The organism is Kitasatospora sp. NPDC034035 (assembly GCF_055575755.1).
On record NZ_JBVISA010000003.1, the window covers coordinates 232,843 to 247,254 of the forward strand.

Genomic DNA, 14,412 nt, shown 5'->3' on the forward strand with positions numbered 1-14,412 from the left:
ACGAGGACGAGAGAGCCAAATGGGCATCCGCAAGTACAAGCCGACTACGCCGGGCCGTCGTGGCTCCAGCGTGGCCGACTTCGTAGAGATCACGCGGTCCACGCCGGAGAAGTCGCTGGTTCGCCCCCTGCACAGCAAGGGCGGCCGTAACAACGCCGGTCGGATCACCGCTCGCCACCAGGGTGGCGGCCACAAGCGCGCCTACCGCGTGATCGACTTCCGTCGTCACGACAAGGACGGCGTGCCGGCCAAGGTCGCTCACATCGAGTACGACCCGAACCGCACCGCGCGCATCGCGCTCCTGCACTACCTGGACGGCGAGAAGCGCTACATCATCGCGCCGCGCGGCATCGCGCAGGGTGACCGGATCGAGAACGGCGCTGGCGCCGACATCAAGCCGGGCAACAACCTGCCGCTGCGCAACATCCCGGTCGGTACCACCATCCACGCGGTGGAGCTGCGTCCCGGTGGCGGTGCCAAGCTGGCCCGCTCCGCCGGGTCCGGCATCCAGCTGCTGGCGCGTGAGGGCAAGATGGCGCACCTGCGCATGCCCTCCGGTGAGATCCGCCTGGTCGACGCGCGCTGCCGCGCGACCGTCGGCGAGGTCGGCAACGCCGAGCAGTCGAACATCAACTGGGGCAAGGCCGGCCGTATGCGCTGGAAGGGCGTCCGCCCGACCGTGCGTGGTGTCGCCATGAACCCGATCGACCACCCGCACGGTGGTGGTGAGGGTAAGACCTCTGGTGGCCGCCACCCGGTCTCGCCGTGGGGCCAGAAGGAGGGTCGTACCCGTCGCCCGAAGAAGGCGTCGGACGCTCTCATCGTGCGCCGCCGCAAGACCAACAAGAAGCGCTAGGAGCAGGTCAGATGCCGCGCAGTCTCAAGAAGGGCCCCTTCATCGACGGCCACCTTCTCAAGAAGGTGGACGCGCAGAATGAGGCGGGTACCCAGAACGTCATCAAGACCTGGTCCCGTCGCTCCGTGATCTTCCCGGCCATGCTCGGCCACACGATCGCGGTGCACGATGGCCGTAAGCACGTCCCGGTGTTCGTCACCGAGTCGATGGTCGGCCACAAGCTCGGCGAGTTCGCGCCGACGCGCACGTTCCGCGGTCACGTCAAGGACGACCGCAAGTCGAAGCGTCGCTAGTCGCCAGCGAGATTACCGACTCAATGACTTACACCAGCAAGGGGACAACCATGGAAGCCAGGGCCCAGGCGCGGTACATCCGCGTCACGCCCATGAAGGCCCGCCGCGTGGTGGACCTCATCCGTGGCCTGAACGCCACGGAGGCCCAGGCGGTCCTGCGTTTCGCTCCGCAGGCCGCCACCGTGCCGGTCGGCAAGGTGCTCGACAGCGCCATTGCCAACGCCGTGCACAACTACAACCACAACAACGTGGACGACCTCGTCATCAGCGAGGCGTACGTTGACGAGGGTCCGACCCTGAAGCGGTTCCGTCCGCGCGCCCAGGGCCGTGCCTACCGGATCCGCAAGCGGACCAGCCACATCACCGTGGTCGTCAGCAGCAAGGAAGGGACCCGGTAATGGGCCAGAAGGTTAACCCGCACGGGTTCCGCCTCGGCATCAGCACGGACTTCAAGTCCCGCTGGTACGCCGACAAGCTGTACAAGGACTACGTCAAGGAAGACGTTGCCATTCGTCGCATGATGACGAAGGGCATGGAGCGCGCCGGCATCTCCAAGGTCGAGATCGAGCGCACCCGCGACCGCGTCCGCGTCGACATCCACACCGCTCGCCCCGGCATCGTCATCGGTCGCCGTGGCACCGAGGCCGACCGCATCCGCGGCGACCTCGAGAAGCTGACCGGCAAGCAGGTCCAGCTGAACATCCTCGAGGTCAAGAACCCCGAGCTGGACGCCCAGCTCGTGGCTCAGGGCGTCGCGGAGCAGCTGTCCTCCCGCGTGTCGTTCCGCCGTGCCATGCGCAAGTCGATGCAGGGCACCATGAAGTCCGGCGCCAAGGGCATCAAGGTCCAGTGCTCCGGTCGTCTCGGCGGCGCCGAGATGAGCCGTTCGGAGTTCTACCGCGAGGGCCGTGTGCCGCTGCACACCCTGCGCGCGAACGTCGACTACGGCTTCTTCGAGGCCAAGACGACCTTCGGCCGCATCGGTGTGAAGGTCTGGATCTACAAGGGCGACGTCAAGAACATCGCCGAGGTCCGCGCTGAGAACGCCGCTGCCCGCTCGGGCAACCGCCCGGCCCGTCCCGAGGGTGGTCGTCCCGCCCGCGGTGGCGAGCGCCGTGGTGGCGAGCGCGGTGGCCGTGGCCGTCGCCCCGCCGCTTCCGAGGCCCCCGCGGCCCCGGTCGCCGAGGCTCCGGCTGCCGAGAACACCGGAACGGAGGCCTGACCCCAATGCTGATCCCCCGTCGGGTCAAGCACCGCAAGCAGCACCACCCGAAGCGCCGTGGCGCTGCCAAGGGTGGCACCGAGCTCGCCTTCGGCGAGTACGGCATCCAGGCCGTCACCCCGGCCTACGTGACGAACCGGCAGATCGAGTCCGCTCGTATCGCCGTCACCCGTCACATCAAGCGTGGCGGCAAGGTCTGGATCAACATCTACCCGGACCGTCCGCTCACCAAGAAGCCGGCCGAGACCCGCATGGGTTCCGGTAAGGGTTCGCCCGAGTGGTGGATCGCGAACGTGCACCCGGGTCGGGTCATGTTCGAGCTGTCGTACCCCAACGAGAAGGTGGCTCGTGAGGCGCTGACCCGCGCTGCTCACAAGCTCCCGATGAAGTGCCGGATCATCCGGCGCGAGGCAGGTGAGAGCTGATGTCGGCCGGCACCAAGGCTGCTGACCTCCGCGAGCTGGACAACGAGGGTCTCGTTGCCAAGCTCCGTGAGGCCAAGGAGGAGCTGTTCAACCTCCGCTTCCAGGCGGCGACCGGGCAGCTCGACAACCACGGACGGCTCAAGCTCGTCCGTAAGGACATCGCGCGGATCTACACCCTGATGCGCGAGCGCGAGCTGGGCATCGAGACGGTGGAGAGCGCCTGATGACTGAGAACACCAACGAGACGCGCGGTTTCCGCAAGACCCGTGAGGGTCTCGTCGTCAGCGACAAGATGGACAAGACCGTCGTCGTCGCCGTCGAGGACCGCGTCAAGCACGCTCTGTACGGCAAGGTCATCCGCCGTACGAACAAGCTGAAGGCGCACGACGAGGCGAACGCCTGCGGCATCGGCGACCGGGTCCTCCTGGCGGAGACCCGCCCGCTGTCCGCGACGAAGCGCTGGCGCGTCGTCGAGATCCTCGAGAAGGCCAAGTAACGAAGTTGATGCGGTACGGCCGTATGTGCACCAGGCCCCTCGTGGGCGCTGGTGTGAGCAGCGGCCGGCCCGTCAGCTCTCGTTGACGATCAGGAGAAAGCTGTGATCCAGCAGGAGTCGCGACTGCGTGTCGCCGACAACACGGGCGCGAAGGAAATCCTTTGCATCCGCGTTCTCGGTGGTTCCGGTCGCCGCTACGCCGGCATCGGGGACGTCATCGTCGCGACCGTCAAGGACGCGATCCCCGGCGGTTCGGTGAAGAAGGGTGACGTCGTCAAGTGCGTCGTCGTCCGTACCGTGAAGTCGCGTCGTCGTCCGGATGGCTCGTACATCCGTTTCGACGAGAACGCCGCGGTCGTTCTGAAGAACACCGATGGTGACCCCCGTGGTACCCGCATCTTCGGCCCGGTGGGCCGCGAGCTGCGTGACAAGAAGTTCATGAAGATCATCTCGCTTGCGCCGGAGGTGCTCTAACTCATGGCGAACAGCATGAAGATCAAGAAGGGTGACCTGGTTCAGGTCATCACCGGCAAGGACCGCGGCAAGCAGGGCAAGGTCATCCAGGCCATGCCCGCCGAGAACAAGGTCCTGGTCGAGGGTGTGAACCGGGTCAAGAAGCACACCAAGCCGGGCCCGGGCACTCAGGGTGGCATCGTCACCGTCGAGGCCCCGGTGCACGTCTCCAACGTCCAGCTGGTCGTGGAGAAGGACGGCAAGAAGGTCGTCACCCGCGTTGGCTACCGCTTCGATGACGAGGGCAACAAGATCCGCGTTGCCAAGCGAACCGGTGAGGACATCTGATGTCTGAGACGACTGTTGAGAAGGTGACCCCCCGTCTCAAGGAGCGTTACAACTCCGAGATCAAGGGTCAGCTGCAGGAGCAGTTCTCGTACGAGAACGTCATGCTGACGCCCGGCCTGGTCAAGGTCGTCGTCAACATGGGTGTCGGCGAGGCCGCCCGTGACAGCAAGCTGATCGAGGGCGCGATCCGCGACCTGACCGCGATCACCGGTCAGAAGCCGGCCGTGACCAAGGCTCGCAAGTCCATCGCGCAGTTCAAGCTGCGCGAGGGCCAGCCGATCGGCACGCACGTCACCCTCCGTGGTGACCGCATGTGGGAGTTCCTGGACCGTCTGGTTTCGCTGGCCCTGCCGCGAATCCGCGACTTCCGCGGCCTCTCCCCGAAGCAGTTCGACGGCCGTGGCAACTACACCTTCGGTCTGACCGAGCAGGTTATGTTCCACGAGATCGACCAGGACAAGGTCGACCGTCAGCGCGGTATGGACATCACCGTCGTGACCACCGCTCAGACCGACGACGAGGGCCGGGCGCTCCTGCGTGCTCTGGGCTTCCCGTTCAAGGAGGCGTGAGCCAATGGCGAAGAAGTCCCTCATCGCGAAGTCCGAGCGCAAGCCGAAGTTCGGCGTCCGGGCCTACACCCGGTGCCAGCGCTGCGGCCGTCCGCACTCGGTGTACCGCAAGTTCGGCCTGTGCCGTGTCTGCCTCCGTGAGATGGCGCACCGCGGCGAGCTGCCGGGCGTGACCAAGAGCTCCTGGTAATCCAGGCGCTTTAGGCACCCAGCGAAGCAGAGGTGCCCGATCCCACACCGGCCCGTTTTGGGCCTGCCGTACGGATTCCCGTAAGGTAGTGGGGTCGGGCCCCCTGCCACGGCTTCCCCATGGATGTTCGTGGCCCTTTACGGAGGGCTCGCACCCAGTCTTACGACGTCGCAGGTCCCCTGCGCTTGTGCCCCTACCGCACTCGGAAGAGTGCGGGAGGGGGACCTGGCGCGGAGAAACCGCGGCGAGAGAGGCCTGAGGCCATCATGACCATGACCGACCCCATCGCAGACATGCTCACGCGTCTGCGTAACGCGAACTCGGCGTACCACGACACCGTGGCGATGCCGGCCAGCAAGATCAAGGCGCACGTCGCCGAGATCCTGCAGCAGGAGGGGTACATCTCCTCCTACAAGGTTGAGGAGCCCGTCGAGGGCGAGGTCGGCAAGAAGCTGACCATCGAGCTCAAGTTCGGCCCCAACCGTGAGCGCTCCATCGCCGGCATCAAGCGCATCAGCAAGCCGGGTCTGCGCGTTTACGCAAAGTCCACCAACCTGCCGAAGGTTCTCGGCGGCCTGGGCGTGGCGATCATCTCCACGTCCTCCGGCCTCCTGACCGACAAGCAGGCCGCCAAGAAGGGCGTAGGCGGAGAAGTCCTCGCCTACGTCTGGTAATTCGGGAAACGGAGGTACAGCAATGTCGCGCATTGGACGGCTGCCCATCCAGGTCCCCGCTGGCGTGGACGTCACCATCGATGGCCAGGCGGTCTCGGTGAAGGGCCCGAAGGGCTCCCTCACCCACGTCGTCGCCGCGCCGATCGAGATCGGTAAGGGCGAGGACGGCACGCTGCTCGTCACCCGCCCCAACGACGAGCGTCTGTCGAAGGCCCTGCACGGCCTTTCCCGCACGCTGGTGGCGAACATGATCACCGGCGTGACCGCGGGCTACCGCAAGTCGCTGGAGATCAGCGGTGTCGGCTACCGAGTTCTGGCGAAGGGCTCCGACATGGAGTTCCAGCTGGGCTACAGCCACCCGATCCTCGTCGAGGCGCCCGAGGGCATCTCCTTCGTCGTCGAGTCGGCCACCAAGTTCCACGTGGACGGCATCGACAAGCAGAAGGTCGGCGAGGTCGCCGCGAAGATCCGCAAGCTGCGCAAGCCCGACCCGTACAAGGCCAAGGGTGTCAAGTACGCGGGCGAGGTCATCCGCCGCAAGGTCGGAAAGAGTGGTAAGTAAGCGATGAGTGTCTCTGTCAAGATCGGCAAGGGCAACGCCTACAAGAGCGCCGCTCGCAAGCGCCGCGCGATCCGCGTTCGCAAGCGCGTCGTCGGCACCGAGGTGCGTCCGCGTCTCGTCGTGACGCGCTCGAACCGTCACATGGTCGCCCAGGTCATCGACGACGCCAAGGGTCACACCCTGGCGTCGGCGTCCACCCTCGACGTGTCCATCAAGGGCGCCGAGGGCGACAAGACCGAGCTGGCCAAGAAGGTCGGGAGCCTGGTCGCCGAGCGCGCCAAGGCCGCCGGCATCGAGTCGGTCGTCTTCGACCGCGCGGGCAACCGGTACGCCGGCCGCATCGCCGCCCTGGCGGACGCGGCCCGCGAGGCCGGGCTCGACTTCTAAGCCGCTCGTCGACTCTGTCGGCGGACGTAATCGAGAGAGGTAATTCCAATGGCTGGACCCCAGCGCCGCGGTAGCGGCGCCGGCGGCGGCACCGGTGGCGAGCGGCGTGACCGTAAGCGTGACGACCGGGGCAACGCCCCCGCCGTCGAGAAGACCGCTTACGTCGAGCGCGTCGTCGCGATCAACCGTGTCGCCAAGGTTGTCAAGGGTGGTCGTCGTTTCTCCTTCACCGCGCTGGTCGTGGTGGGCGATGGCGATGGCACCGTGGGTGTTGGTTACGGGAAGGCGAAGGAGGTTCCGGCCGCCATCGCCAAGGGTGTTGAGGAGGCCAAGAAGAACTTCTTCAAGGTCCCCCGTATCCAGGGCACCATCCCGCACCCCATCCAGGGTGAGAAGGCCGCCGGCGTCGTGCTCCTGAAGCCCGCCGCCCCCGGTACCGGTGTTATCGCCGGTGGTCCGGTGCGCGCCGTCCTGGAGTGCGCCGGCATCCACGACATCCTGTCGAAGTCGCTCGGCTCGGACAACGCGATCAACATCGTGCACGCCACCGTGGCTGCTCTGAAGGGCCTCGTGCGCCCCGAGGAGATCGCCGCTCGTCGTGGCCTGCCGCTGGAGGACGTGGCCCCCGCTGCTCTGCTGCGGGCGCGTGCTGCTGGGGTGAGCGCCTGATGGCTCGCCTGAAGATCACGCAGACCAAGTCGTACATCGGCAGCAAGCAGAACCACCGTGACACCCTGCGTTCGCTTGGTCTCAAGCGCATGCACGACGTCGTGGTGAAGGAGGACCGTCCCGAGATCCGCGGGATGGCCCACACGGTCCGTCACCTGGTGACGGTTGAGGAGGTGGACTGATCATGGGCGAGAACCCGATCAAGATCCACAACCTGCGTCCCGCCCCTGGTGCCAAGACCGACAAGATCCGTGTCGGTCGTGGTGAGGGCTCCAAGGGTAAGACCGCTGGTCGTGGTACCAAGGGCACCAAGGCCCGCTACCAGGTTCCGCAGCGCTTCGAGGGTGGCCAGATGCCCCTCCACATGCGCCTGCCGAAGCTGAAGGGCTTCAAGAACCCCTTCAAGATCACCTTCCAGGTGGTCAACCTCGACAAGCTGGCCGAGCTCTACCCGCAGGGTGGAGAGGTCACCGTCGAGGGTCTCGTCGAGAAGGGCGCGGTTCGCAAGAACTCGCTCGTCAAGGTGCTCGGCACCGGCGAGATCTCGGTTGCCCTGCAGGTCTCGGTGGACGCCGTCTCCGGCACCGCCGCCGAGAAGATCAAGGCCGCCGGCGGTACGGTCAACGAGCTCATCTGAGCCCGCTGACACTCCGGCTTCGAGCCCCGCACCTCCTTCGGGAGGTGCGGGGCTCGTGCCGTTCCCGGGCCGTGCGGGACCGTTCGGTTCCGGACGGCCGGGTGCTCGTTCTTTTGTGTGGCAAACCCGGGCATCCCGTACCCCGTGAGTGGGGGAGGGGCCGTACGCGCTTCTTCCGAGTGGCCGCGCACTGTTAGAGTCCGTGGAGTTCCCTTGTAGGCTGCGCGTAGGCTCGCCTGTGCCGTCTGTACGGGAGCCCGAACCGCAAACTCCCCATTCAGGACCGACCCTCCCGCCGACGACGTGCGGGAGGCGCAGGAGGCACCGTGCTCAGTGCGTTCGCGCGGGCGTTCCAGACGCCCGACCTGCGCAAGAAGCTGCTGTTCACGCTGGGCATCATGGTGCTGTTCCGGCTGGGCTCGCACATTCCGATCCCCGGCGTGAGCTTCACGGCCGTGAACGAGTGTGTGAAGGCGACAAAGAACAACGGCCTCTTCGGGCTCGTCAACCTGTTCAGCGGTGGCGCGCTCCTCCAATTGACGATCTTCGCGCTCGGCATCATGCCGTACATCACGGCGAGCATCATCCTCCAGCTCCTCACCGTCGTGATCCCGCGACTGGAGATGCTGAAGAAGGAGGGCCAGGCCGGCCAGGCGAAGATCACCCAGTACACCCGCTACCTGACCATCGCGCTCGCCGTGCTCCAGGGCACCGGCATCGTCGCGACGGCCTCCAGTGGCGCGCTGTTCTCGGGCTGCCCGGTGGCCAACCAGATCGTCCCGGACACCGGAGTGTTCCGGATCGCGGTCATGGTCCTCACGATGACGGCCGGCACCACGGTCATCATGTGGCTGGGTGAGCTGATCACCGACCGCGGCATCGGCAACGGCATGTCGCTGCTGATCTTCACCTCGATCGCGGCGCAGTTCCCGACCTCGATGTGGGCGATCAAGACCGGCGGCACCATCGGCGGCGGCTGGGTCGAGTTCCTCTCCGTGGTCGCGGTCGGCATCATCGTCGTGATGCTGGTCATCTTCGTCGAGCAGGCCCAGCGCCGGATCCCGGTCCAGTACGCGAAGCGGATGATCGGCCGCCGGGCGTTCGGCGGCACCTCGACCTACATCCCGCTCAAGGTGAACCAGGCCGGTGTCATCCCGGTCATCTTCGCCTCGTCGCTGCTCTACATTCCCGCCCTGGTGGTCCAGCTGACCAACAGCCAGGCGGGCTGGGCCACGTGGATCCGGACGAACTTCGTCAAGGGTGACCACCCGATCTACATGGCGACCTACTTCCTGCTGATCGTCTTCTTCGCCTTCTTCTACGTCGCGATCTCCTTCAACCCCGAAGAAGTTGCCGACAATATGAAGAAGTATGGTGGGTTCATCCCGGGCATCCGGGCCGGCCGGCCGACGGCCGAGTACCTGAACTACGTGCTGACCCGAATCACGTGGCCGGGTTCGCTCTACCTGGGCCTGATCGCGTTGATCCCGATGATCGCCCTGGTCGCCTTCGGACAGCAGACCGCTTTCCCGTTCGGCGGCACCAGTGTGCTCATCGTCGTCGGCGTCGGACTCGAAACTGTGAAGCAGATCGAGAGCCAGCTCCAGCAGCGCAATTACGAAGGGTTCCTCCGCTGATGCGTATCGTCCTCGTTGGTCCTCCCGGGGCCGGGAAGGGTACTCAGGCGCACCTGCTCGCCAAGACCCTGTCCATTCCCCACATCTCCACCGGAGACCTGTTCCGCGCCAACATCGGTCAGGGCACCCCGCTGGGGCTCGAGGCCAAGAGCTACATGGACGCGGGCCGTCTGGTACCGGACGAGGTCACCATCGGGATGGCCAAGGACCGCATGCTCCAGGAGGACGCCGTGAACGGCTTCCTGCTGGACGGCTTCCCCCGCAACCTCGGCCAGGCCGAGGCGCTCGACGAGTTCCTCGCCGAGCAGGGCATCAAGCTGGACGGCGTGCTGGACCTGGAGGTCCCGGAGGACGAGGTCGTCAAGCGGATCGCGGGCCGTCGCCTGTGCCGCAACGACGGTGGCCACGTCTTCCACGTGGACTACAACCCGCCGAAGGCCGAGGGCGTCTGCGACGAGTGCGGCGGCGAGCTGTACCAGCGCTCGGACGACACCGAGGACAAGGTGCGCACGCGCCTGGAGGTCTACCACACCGAGACCGAGCCGATCATCGGTTACTACAAGGAGCAGGGTCTCCTGGTGACCATCCCGGCCCTCGGCAAGGTGGACGAGGTCACCGCCCGCGCGATCGAGGCGCTGAAGCAGGACAGCTGAGTCTCTCGGCGAACGTACGACGGTACGGCCGGGTCGCCCGCCCAGCGGGTGGCCCGGCCGTTTCGGCGTCGTACGGTGGTAGGGCAGTGGTAATCCGGACTTGGAAGGCGTGACCAGATGGTGGAGATCAAGACCCCCGAGCAGATCGCGAAGATGCGAGCGGCCGGGCTGGTCGTCGCCGAGGCCCTGAAGGCCTGCCGCGAGGCGGTCGCTCCGGGGGTGACCACCCAGGACCTCAACGACATCGCGGACAAGGTCATCACCGACCACGGCGCCACCTCGAACTTCCGCGCCAACCACGGCGGTCTCTGGTTCCCCGGCGTGATCTGCGCCTCGGTGAACAACGAGGTCGTGCACGGTATCCCGGGCGAGCGGGTGCTGCAGGAGGGCGACCTCATCTCGATCGACTGCGGCGCCATCCTGGACGGCTGGCACGGCGACGCGGCGATCAGCGTGGCGGTCGGCGAGGTCCGCCCCGAGGTCGAGATGCTGAGCCGGGTCACCGAGGGCTCGATGTGGGCCGGCATCGCCCAGATGAAGAAGAACAACCGCCTGGTCGACGTCTCCAAGGCGATCGAGGGCTTCATCCGCCGCCAGCCGCTGCCGCCGAAGGGCAAGTGGGGCATCACCGAGGGCTACGGCGGCCACGGCATCGGCACCGCGATGCACATGGAGCCCCACGTGCTGAACTACGTCGAGCGCGGCCGCGGCAAGGGCCCCAAGCTGGTCCCCGGCACCGTGCTGGCGATCGAGCCGATGGTCTCGCTGGGCACCCCGCACACGACCGTCCTGGACGACGAGTGGACGGTCGTCACCAACGACGGCACCTGGGCCTCGCACTGGGAGCACTCGGTGGCCGTGACCGAGCAGGGCCCGCTGGTCCTGACCGCCTTCGACGGCGGCCGGGCCGAACTGGCCAAGCTGGGCATCACCGCAGCTCCGGACCCGCTCGCGTAGTCGTCGCGGCGCCCGAGCGCCGCTGCTGACAAGGCATCAGAGCCCTGGAGGTTTGGACCTCCAGGGCTTTTGTCCTATTTTTATCGGCTGGCAGTGGTCAGCTGCCGTCCGACCGGTTTACGAGCGATGCAGGAGTGAGCACGTGCTCAAGGGATTCCGCGACTTCATGATGCGCGGCAACGTCATCGACATGGCGGTCGGCGTGGTCATCGGTGCCGCGTTCACCGGGGTGGTGAACGGCTTCGTGTCCGCCTTCCTCACCCCGCTGGTGGGCGTGGTGGTCGGTGCGGCCGGCGACTTCAGCTCGTACAAGGCGACGGTGGCGGGGGTCACCTTCCCGTACGGCCAGTTCCTCAACGTGCTGATCGCCTTCGTCATGACCGCCGCGGTGCTCTACTTCTGCGTGGTGCTGCCGATCACCAAGGCGACCGCGCGCTACCTGCCGAAGAAGCCGAAGGCCCCCAAGCGCCCGTGCCCCGAGTGCCTCACCGAGATCCCCGAGGCCGCCCGCCGCTGCTCGGCCTGCACCGCGCACGTCCAGCCGCTGACGCTCTCCGCCGGGGTCTGACGCCGCCGGTGTGACGGGTGCCGCTTTCCGGGGCCCCCGTTTTGGTCCACCGGAAACGCTGGCGTAGGATGGACCGTCGGCTCACTCGTAGCGTGCTTCAGCGCGCCCTCTTCCCCTCGGGGACGGGGTGAACCCAGGTTCGCACGAGCGTTCCGCATACGGTAGCCGGTCCCGGAAGGTGGATCTCGCAGTTCATGGCTAAGAAGCAAGGCGCCATTGAGATCGAGGGCACCGTGATCGAGTCTCTTCCGAACGCGATGTTCAAGGTCGAGCTGCAGAACGGTCACAAGGTCCTCGCGCACATCAGTGGCAAGATGCGCATGCACTACATCCGCATCCTGCCGGACGACCGGGTCGTCGTGGAGCTCAGCCCCTACGACCTCACGCGCGGCCGGATCGTCTACCGCTACAAGTAAGAACGTCAGATCTAGACCCGGAGAACCTGAAGCATGAAGGTCAAGCCGAGCGTCAAGAAGATCTGCGACAAGTGCAAGGTGATCCGCCGTCACGGCCGGGTCATGGTGATCTGCGACAACCTGCGCCACAAGCAGCGCCAGGGCTGATCGCTCTCCAGCATTTCTCGTAGTACTTCGCGCGACGCGAAAACGTCATAAGCGGGCTACCCGATCCGTCCCTTCGCGGACGGACTGCCGCCCCCGGTAAGAGGCCGGGGCTCCCTCACCGTGAGGTGTCGGAGTAGGTAGCACGCAAGACCTCTGAAGAACCACAGGAGCCTTGAATGGCACGCCTCGCCGGCGTTGATCTCCCCCGTGAGAAGCGGATCGAGATCGCCCTTACGTACGTGTACGGCATCGGCCGTACCCGCGCCCAGCAGACCCTCGCCGAGACCGGTGTCAGCCCGGATGTCCGCGTTCGCGACATCTCCGAGGACGACCTGATCAAGCTCGGCCAGTACATCGACGCCAACTACACGGTCGAGGGTGACCTCCGCCGTGAGGTGGCCGCCGACATCCGCCGCAAGGTCGAGATCGGCTGCTACGAGGGTCTGCGTCACCGCCGTGGCCTGCCGGTCCGCGGCCAGCGCACCCACACCAACGCGCGTACCCGCAAGGGCCCGCGTCGCGCGATCGCCGGCAAGAAGAAGCCGGGCAAGAAGTAGTCCGTCCCGTCACCGGACATCCCTCCGGCCCGCGGGTCAGCGGACCGACCACCTCAGTAGGAGAACAGACTTATGCCCCCCAAGGGTCGTCAGGCTGCCGGCGCGAAGAAGATCCGCCGCAAGGAAAAGAAGAACGTCGCTCACGGCCACGCGCACATCAAGAGCACGTTCAACAACACCATCGTTTCGATCACCGACCCCGCGGGCAACGTGATCTCCTGGGCCTCCGCCGGCCACGTCGGCTTCAAGGGCTCGCGCAAGTCCACCCCGTTCGCCGCGCAGATGGCCGCCGAGGCCGCTGCCCGTCGCGCGCAGGAGCACGGCATGCGCAAGGTTGACGTCTTCGTGAAGGGTCCGGGCTCCGGCCGCGAGACCGCGATCCGTTCGCTCCAGGCCACCGGCCTGGAGGTCGGCTCGATCCAGGACGTCACCCCCACCCCGCACAACGGCTGCCGTCCGCCGAAGCGCCGCCGCGTCTGACGCAGCGCCTTCGGGCACGCTGGGTTCTGTTTTAAACCTCGTACGGGCTCCCACGTAGTGAATAGTCACTGCTTTCGGGAGCCCGTACGCTTGGTCCTGTCGGCATCAAATAGTGGGTGCCGAAGACAACTGGAGGAACGCCCCCATGCTTATCGCTCAGCGCCCCTCGCTGACCGAAGAGGTCGTCGACGAGTTCCGCTCGCGGTTCGTGATCGAGCCGCTGGAGCCGGGCTTCGGCTACACCCTCGGCAACTCCCTGCGCCGCACGCTCCTGTCGTCGATCCCGGGTGCCGCTGTCACCAGCATCCGCATCGACGGCGTCCTGCACGAGTTCACCACCGTGCCGGGCGTCAAGGAGGACGTGACCGACCTCATCCTCAACATCAAGCAGCTGGTCGTCTCCTCGGAGCACGACGAGCCGGTCGTGATGTACCTGCGCAAGCAGGGCCCGGGTGTCGTCACCGCCGCCGACATCGCCCCGCCGGCGGGTGTCGAGGTGCACAACCCCGAGCTGGTCCTCGCCACGCTCAACGGCAAGGGCAAGCTGGAGATGGAGCTGACCGTCGAGCGCGGTCGCGGCTACGTCTCCGCCGTCCAGAACAAGGCCTCCGGCCAGGAGATCGGCCGCATCCCGGTCGACTCGATCTACAGCCCCGTGCTGAAGGTCACCTACAAGGTCGAGGCCACCCGTGTCGAGCAGCGGACCGACTTCGACAAGCTGATCGTCGACGTCGAGACCAAGCCCGCCATGCGTCCGCGCGACGCCATGGCCTCGGCCGGCAAGACCCTGGTGGAGCTGTTCGGCCTCGCCCGCGAGCTGAACATCGACGCCGAGGGCATCGACATGGGCCCGTCCCCGACGGACGCCGCCCTGGCCGCCGACCTGGCGCTGCCGATCGAGGAGCTGGAGCTCACCGTTCGGTCGTACAACTGCCTCAAGCGCGAGGGCATCCACACCGTGGGTGAGCTCGTCGCCCGCTCCGAGGCCGACCTGCTCGACATCCGCAACTTCGGTGCGAAGTCGATCGACGAGGTCAAGGCGAAGCTGGCCGGCATGGGCCTGGCCCTCAAGGACAGCCCGCCCGGGTTCGACCCGACCGCCGCCGCCGACGCCTTCGGCGCCGACGACCTGGACGACGCGGGTTACGCGGAGACCGAGCAGTACTGAGAGACTTGACCGCGGGGGCGGTTCTCCGGAACCGCCTCCGCTGTCGTG

At 66.5% G+C, this 14,412-nt stretch carries 26 protein-coding genes; all 26 read left to right on the top strand.

Translation table 11 applies throughout. From position 1 onward, the window contains the following. The first annotated feature begins 19 nt into the window (after window positions 1-19). The 26 genes from rplB (at window position 20) to ACZ52J_RS06075 (ending at window position 14,364) form a co-directional block, all read left to right on the top strand. Window positions 20-856 carry a 50S ribosomal protein L2 gene (rplB, locus tag ACZ52J_RS05950; protein WP_188306762.1) on the top strand — a complete coding sequence of 279 codons (837 nt, stop codon included), beginning with the start codon at window positions 20-22 and terminating at the stop codon, window positions 854-856. An 11-nt stretch (window positions 857-867) separates the two neighbouring features. Further along, entirely contained in the window at window positions 868-1,149 is a 282-nt protein-coding gene (rpsS, locus tag ACZ52J_RS05955) for a 30S ribosomal protein S19 (RefSeq protein ID WP_030055821.1), read from the top strand. A 50-nt stretch (window positions 1,150-1,199) separates the two neighbouring features. Beyond that, complete coding sequence (rplV, locus tag ACZ52J_RS05960) at window positions 1,200-1,547, top strand: 50S ribosomal protein L22 (protein WP_033824229.1); 348 nt, start codon at window positions 1,200-1,202, stop codon at window positions 1,545-1,547. Beyond that, entirely contained in the window at window positions 1,547-2,371 is an 825-nt protein-coding gene (rpsC, locus tag ACZ52J_RS05965) for a 30S ribosomal protein S3 (RefSeq protein ID WP_030393298.1), read from the top strand. The genes rplV and rpsC overlap by 1 nt, the downstream gene beginning before the upstream one ends. Window positions 2,372-2,376: 5 nt before the next feature. Continuing rightward, complete coding sequence (gene rplP / locus ACZ52J_RS05970) at window positions 2,377-2,796, top strand: 50S ribosomal protein L16 (RefSeq protein ID WP_030055824.1); 420 nt, start codon at window positions 2,377-2,379, stop codon at window positions 2,794-2,796. Next, window positions 2,796-3,020 carry a 50S ribosomal protein L29 gene (gene rpmC / locus ACZ52J_RS05975; protein WP_049649042.1) on the top strand — a complete coding sequence of 75 codons (225 nt, stop codon included), beginning with the start codon at window positions 2,796-2,798 and terminating at the stop codon, window positions 3,018-3,020. The genes rplP and rpmC overlap by 1 nt, the downstream gene beginning before the upstream one ends. After that, the gene (gene rpsQ, locus ACZ52J_RS05980) at window positions 3,020-3,292 is read left to right on the top strand and encodes a 30S ribosomal protein S17 (RefSeq protein ID WP_030055826.1); all 273 of its coding nucleotides are present in this window, start codon (window positions 3,020-3,022) and stop codon (window positions 3,290-3,292) included. Before rpmC ends, rpsQ begins: the two co-directional genes overlap by 1 nt. Before the next feature lie 102 nt (window positions 3,293-3,394). Then, complete coding sequence (rplN, locus tag ACZ52J_RS05985; protein ID WP_030393301.1) at window positions 3,395-3,766, top strand: 50S ribosomal protein L14; 372 nt, start codon at window positions 3,395-3,397, stop codon at window positions 3,764-3,766. 15 nt (window positions 3,767-3,781) lie between these two features. Next, on the top strand, window positions 3,782-4,093 hold the full coding sequence (gene rplX / locus ACZ52J_RS05990) for a 50S ribosomal protein L24 (RefSeq protein ID WP_030055828.1): 312 nt from the start codon (window positions 3,782-3,784) through the stop codon (window positions 4,091-4,093). Then, window positions 4,093-4,662 carry a 50S ribosomal protein L5 gene (gene rplE, locus ACZ52J_RS05995; RefSeq protein ID WP_030393302.1) on the top strand — a complete coding sequence of 190 codons (570 nt, stop codon included), beginning with the start codon at window positions 4,093-4,095 and terminating at the stop codon, window positions 4,660-4,662. The genes rplX and rplE overlap by 1 nt, the downstream gene beginning before the upstream one ends. Before the next feature lie 4 nt (window positions 4,663-4,666). Next, on the top strand, window positions 4,667-4,852 hold the full coding sequence (locus ACZ52J_RS06000; RefSeq protein WP_030055830.1) for a type Z 30S ribosomal protein S14: 186 nt from the start codon (window positions 4,667-4,669) through the stop codon (window positions 4,850-4,852). A 266-nt stretch (window positions 4,853-5,118) separates the two neighbouring features. Next, on the top strand, window positions 5,119-5,526 hold the full coding sequence (rpsH, locus tag ACZ52J_RS06005) for a 30S ribosomal protein S8 (RefSeq protein ID WP_033824224.1): 408 nt from the start codon (window positions 5,119-5,121) through the stop codon (window positions 5,524-5,526). A gap of 22 nt (window positions 5,527-5,548) precedes the next feature. Next, a complete protein-coding gene (gene rplF / locus ACZ52J_RS06010) occupies window positions 5,549-6,088 on the top strand; it encodes a 50S ribosomal protein L6 (protein ID WP_030055832.1) in 540 nt (179 codons plus the stop codon). A gap of 3 nt (window positions 6,089-6,091) precedes the next feature. Continuing rightward, the gene (gene rplR / locus ACZ52J_RS06015) at window positions 6,092-6,475 is read left to right on the top strand and encodes a 50S ribosomal protein L18 (RefSeq protein ID WP_030280785.1); all 384 of its coding nucleotides are present in this window, start codon (window positions 6,092-6,094) and stop codon (window positions 6,473-6,475) included. A 48-nt stretch (window positions 6,476-6,523) separates the two neighbouring features. Next, window positions 6,524-7,144 (top strand): 30S ribosomal protein S5, encoded by a 621-nt coding sequence (rpsE, locus tag ACZ52J_RS06020; RefSeq protein ID WP_030393306.1) that lies wholly within the window; start codon window positions 6,524-6,526, stop codon window positions 7,142-7,144. Further along, the gene (rpmD, locus tag ACZ52J_RS06025) at window positions 7,144-7,326 is read left to right on the top strand and encodes a 50S ribosomal protein L30 (RefSeq protein ID WP_030055835.1); all 183 of its coding nucleotides are present in this window, start codon (window positions 7,144-7,146) and stop codon (window positions 7,324-7,326) included. The genes rpsE and rpmD overlap by 1 nt, the downstream gene beginning before the upstream one ends. A 2-nt stretch (window positions 7,327-7,328) precedes the next feature. Further along, entirely contained in the window at window positions 7,329-7,781 is a 453-nt protein-coding gene (gene rplO, locus ACZ52J_RS06030) for a 50S ribosomal protein L15 (protein WP_360495020.1), read from the top strand. A gap of 326 nt (window positions 7,782-8,107) precedes the next feature. Then, entirely contained in the window at window positions 8,108-9,418 is a 1,311-nt protein-coding gene (gene secY, locus ACZ52J_RS06035; protein ID WP_360495023.1) for a preprotein translocase subunit SecY, read from the top strand. Beyond that, complete coding sequence (locus ACZ52J_RS06040) at window positions 9,418-10,071, top strand: adenylate kinase (protein WP_360495026.1); 654 nt, start codon at window positions 9,418-9,420, stop codon at window positions 10,069-10,071. Before secY ends, ACZ52J_RS06040 begins: the two co-directional genes overlap by 1 nt. A gap of 117 nt (window positions 10,072-10,188) precedes the next feature. Next, window positions 10,189-11,028 carry a type I methionyl aminopeptidase gene (gene map, locus ACZ52J_RS06045; RefSeq protein ID WP_360495029.1) on the top strand — a complete coding sequence of 280 codons (840 nt, stop codon included), beginning with the start codon at window positions 10,189-10,191 and terminating at the stop codon, window positions 11,026-11,028. A 142-nt stretch (window positions 11,029-11,170) separates the two neighbouring features. Then, the gene (mscL, locus tag ACZ52J_RS06050) at window positions 11,171-11,596 is read left to right on the top strand and encodes a large conductance mechanosensitive channel protein MscL (RefSeq protein ID WP_360495032.1); all 426 of its coding nucleotides are present in this window, start codon (window positions 11,171-11,173) and stop codon (window positions 11,594-11,596) included. 194 nt (window positions 11,597-11,790) lie between these two features. Beyond that, a complete protein-coding gene (infA, locus tag ACZ52J_RS06055) occupies window positions 11,791-12,012 on the top strand; it encodes a translation initiation factor IF-1 (RefSeq protein WP_003956442.1) in 222 nt (73 codons plus the stop codon). A 33-nt stretch (window positions 12,013-12,045) separates the two neighbouring features. Further along, the gene (rpmJ, locus tag ACZ52J_RS06060; RefSeq protein WP_003956441.1) at window positions 12,046-12,159 is read left to right on the top strand and encodes a 50S ribosomal protein L36; all 114 of its coding nucleotides are present in this window, start codon (window positions 12,046-12,048) and stop codon (window positions 12,157-12,159) included. A 176-nt stretch (window positions 12,160-12,335) separates the two neighbouring features. Further along, the gene (rpsM, locus tag ACZ52J_RS06065; RefSeq protein WP_360495035.1) at window positions 12,336-12,716 is read left to right on the top strand and encodes a 30S ribosomal protein S13; all 381 of its coding nucleotides are present in this window, start codon (window positions 12,336-12,338) and stop codon (window positions 12,714-12,716) included. A gap of 72 nt (window positions 12,717-12,788) precedes the next feature. Further along, window positions 12,789-13,196 (top strand): 30S ribosomal protein S11, encoded by a 408-nt coding sequence (gene rpsK / locus ACZ52J_RS06070; RefSeq protein WP_030232513.1) that lies wholly within the window; start codon window positions 12,789-12,791, stop codon window positions 13,194-13,196. A gap of 145 nt (window positions 13,197-13,341) precedes the next feature. Beyond that, window positions 13,342-14,364: a DNA-directed RNA polymerase subunit alpha gene (locus ACZ52J_RS06075; RefSeq protein WP_030055844.1), complete on the top strand. Its 1,023-nt coding sequence runs from the start codon at window positions 13,342-13,344 to the stop codon at window positions 14,362-14,364. Window positions 14,365-14,412 lie beyond the last annotated feature (48 nt).